Source organism: Marinobacter sp. (assembly GCF_052094685.1).
In the GTDB taxonomy this organism is placed as follows: Bacteria; Pseudomonadota; Gammaproteobacteria; order Pseudomonadales; family Oleiphilaceae; genus Marinobacter.
In genome coordinates this window covers 13868-16917 of record NZ_JBQDKB010000072.1, presented here as the reverse complement: position 1 = coordinate 16917, position 3050 = coordinate 13868, and the positions used below count along the sequence as shown (strand labels likewise).

4 protein-coding genes are annotated in these 3050 nt (G+C 53.3%); 2 read left to right on the top strand and 2 right to left on the bottom strand.

Annotated features, from left to right (window positions below; translation table 11 throughout):
- Positions 1-46: 46 nt before the first annotated feature.
- Entirely contained in the window at positions 47-415 is a 369-nt protein-coding gene (locus ACTH3S_RS13650) for a PepSY domain-containing protein (RefSeq protein ID WP_441809558.1), read from the bottom strand.
- A 182-nt stretch (positions 416-597) separates the two neighbouring features.
- Between ACTH3S_RS13650 and ACTH3S_RS13645 the strand changes: the two genes are divergently transcribed.
- Positions 598-1074 (top strand): hypothetical protein, encoded by a 477-nt coding sequence (locus tag ACTH3S_RS13645; RefSeq protein WP_441809557.1) that lies wholly within the window; start codon positions 598-600, stop codon positions 1072-1074.
- 68 nt (positions 1075-1142) lie between these two features.
- Here the strand turns inward: ACTH3S_RS13645 and ACTH3S_RS13640 are convergent, their stop codons facing one another.
- The gene (locus ACTH3S_RS13640; RefSeq protein WP_441809556.1) at positions 1143-2027 is read right to left on the bottom strand and encodes a bile acid:sodium symporter family protein; all 885 of its coding nucleotides are present in this window, start codon (positions 2025-2027) and stop codon (positions 1143-1145) included.
- A 226-nt stretch (positions 2028-2253) separates the two neighbouring features.
- On the opposite strand from ACTH3S_RS13640, the gene ACTH3S_RS13635 reads away from it, so the two are divergent.
- Positions 2254-3050 (top strand): wax ester/triacylglycerol synthase family O-acyltransferase (locus tag ACTH3S_RS13635; protein WP_441809555.1); only part of this gene is annotated, 797 nt, incomplete at its 3' end.

Below are 3050 nucleotides of genomic sequence, written 5' to 3'. Positions count from 1 at the left end.
GCGAGACCCTGAGCTAGTGGCTTATCGTCCTCTACCAGTAAAATTTTCATTGGCGCTTCATTCCGTTGATATCGTTGCCCTCAATGCCAATAAGCTCCCCTGTTGTTGCATCTACCTCAAACTCAACCACCTGGCCTTCGGAGCCGAGTAACTCAATCTCATAGAGCCGCCGGCCATCCTCCTGCTCGAATTCCACATCAATCACCTGTCCGTCCCAATCGCGCAGCAGGCCATCCAAAATGTCACCAAGGGGCTTTATTCGGCCTGCCTGCACTTCTTCGTGGAGCTTGCGCCAGTCTTCATCAGCAAAGGCCGGCGCCGTCCCGACCAAGCACAGGGCGATCACAAACATCGCTGCAATGAATACAGAGGTGGGGATAACCAATTTCACGAGATAACAGGGCAGGTTTTTCATGGGTTCATTCTGTCAGAGCCAACATGAATGAACCATGAACGAAACACTCACCCTCCTGCAAGTCGGCTTTGCCTAAGATGCATTCAACGTCCGGGAAGGGTCATCCGTAAAGACCCTCCATGGGCGGTATTCAAATAGCCAATGACTCACGCAGAAAGAACGAAAATTCGGGAGAAATAACCATGAAAATGATCATCGCAACTGCACTCGCCGCCGGCCTTGCTGCCGCACCCCTGGCCCAAGCGTCTGGCACAATTGATGATGCCAAGCGCGCGGTCCAGATAGGATCAGACTACGGCATTACACACTTCCACAGCATTGAGCTGGAAGACGACCGCAATGATGACGGCAGCATGGAAATCGAAGGTTGGCTTGATAGCGAGTGGTACGTTGAGATCGACGTTAACAATGATGGCTCTATTCGCAAAGAAGAGCGCCGTAAACGCACAGATGGCCCCTGGGGCCTATCCTCTGCGGACACGCTGGATTACATTGATGCAAGCGTGAACCAAGGCATGAGCCGGATTGAGGAAATCCAAGCCGATGCCAACGGCGATATTGAAGTAGAGGGCGACAATGCCGACGGGCAGGAACTGGAAGTCGAATTCCGCACCGGCAGCATGGAACCTACAAGAGTGGACAAAGACCACAGATCATAATCTGAAGACCACTCTTGCAAGGGAGTTCCGGCAAAAGCCGGGCTCCCTTGCCAGCAATTTCAGCGCTTTTATTTTGCAAGACCAGGGCTGGCTTTGGGAATGATGCGCCGGCCATACATGGCAAGCATAAACCCGATCGGAAACATCAGTACGCCATATACAGCCGCCGGTATCGACATGGAGCTGGACTCCAGCAGTGTGAGTGTCACCATCAGAGCAATAGTGCCATTCTTGACTCCCAACTCCACGGCGACAGCCAAGGACTCTCTCTGAGTAAGACCGGCGGCCCGACCGACAAGCAAGCCAATAAAAATACCGGCAGCATTCAACAAGATCGTTGCTGGCCCCGCCTGTTTCAAAAGCTCCCAGAGCTGATCCCGCACACCGTAAACAAGCACGACAATCAGCATTGCCAGAACAATACCGCCAAACACACTCACAACACTCTCAGCTTTACGCGCCACGTCTGGTTTACGGGCTCGCACCAACATACCAATTGCCACCGGGAGCAAGACAATACCAACCAGCATGCCAATGGTTTTCCATACCGGTAACACAATGTCTTCCTCGGCTCCCATATAAAACTGTAGTGCAACATTGGCAAAGAGTGGCAGGGTAAGAATGGTAATCAAACTGGCACTAACGGTCAGCACAATAGATAACGCAATATTGCCTCGGGCAAGCAGTACAAACAGGTTGGAGGTTGTGCCTCCTGGGCACGCGGCAATGATGACCAGGCCAACAGCAATAGCCGGTGGCACCGCCAGCAAAGACGCTAGAGCAAAAGCCACCAAGGGCATCAACAGAATCTGAGCCACGGTACCCACTATCATGCCTTTGGGATAAACGGCTACTTGGCGAAAATCACGAATGGTCAGAGTCATGCCTATGCCAATCATGATAATAAACAGTGCGATCGGCAGTCCTGCCGAAATAAGCGGGCTGGATTCCACAATGCCTCCGGATCTCGTTGTTTTTGTTAATTCAATACGGTGAAAGTACCACAAGCGGTTTACTTTCGTGAGGCTAAAAACAACAAGGCTCGTGAACCTCCAGTGCAAAACCTTCCGTCATTTTTTTCATACCGGTGATCGTCTGCAATGGAAGTAACCCGTATACTTGTAAGCAACAACTAAAAGATACACTCAGATGCCCAAGCAGGGCAGAGGTGCGCAAGGAATGAAACGCCTGGGAACACTGGATGCTTCGTGGCTAGCTGTAGAATCTGAAGATACGCCAATGCATGTTGGCAACATGCAGATCTTTTCATTGCCGGAAGGCGCTCCTGATACTTTCCTTCGCGATTTAGTTACCAGCATGAAGGAAACAGGGGACATCGCGCCGCCCTGGTGTTCCAAGCTGGCATGGCCCGGCATGCTGGGCCGTCTGTTGGCACCATCTTGGAAAGTCGACAAGAATATCGACCTGGACTATCACGTGCGCCACTCTGCCCTGCCCAATCCAGGCGGTGAACGTGAGCTTGGTGTTCTGGTGTCGCGTCTGCACTCCAACCCCCTGGATTTCGCCCGACCGCTCTGGGAATGCCACGTTATTGAAGGGCTTGAGAACAATCGCTTTGCCCTCTACATCAAGATGCACCATTCGATGATTGATGGCATCAGCGGCGTGCGCCTGATGCAGCGGGTTCTGAGCACAGACCCGAACGAACGGGGCATGTTACCGCCTTGGTCGGTGCGACCAGAACCGCGAGGAGCCAGCAAAAACAGTTCGGAAGCAACCATTCCCGCGGCACTTTCCCATGCGCTGGACGCGCTCAAGTTGCAGGCCGATATGGCCCCGACGCTTTGGCGCGCGGGTAACCGGCTCGTGCACTCGGTGCGCCATCCAGAAGATGGCCTGACCGCGCCGTTCACAGGGCCGGTTTCCAAGATCAATCATCGGGTAACCGGCCAGCGGCGATTTGCCACGCAGCACTACGAACTCGAACGCCTGAAAGCGCTGACCCGAGCATCTGG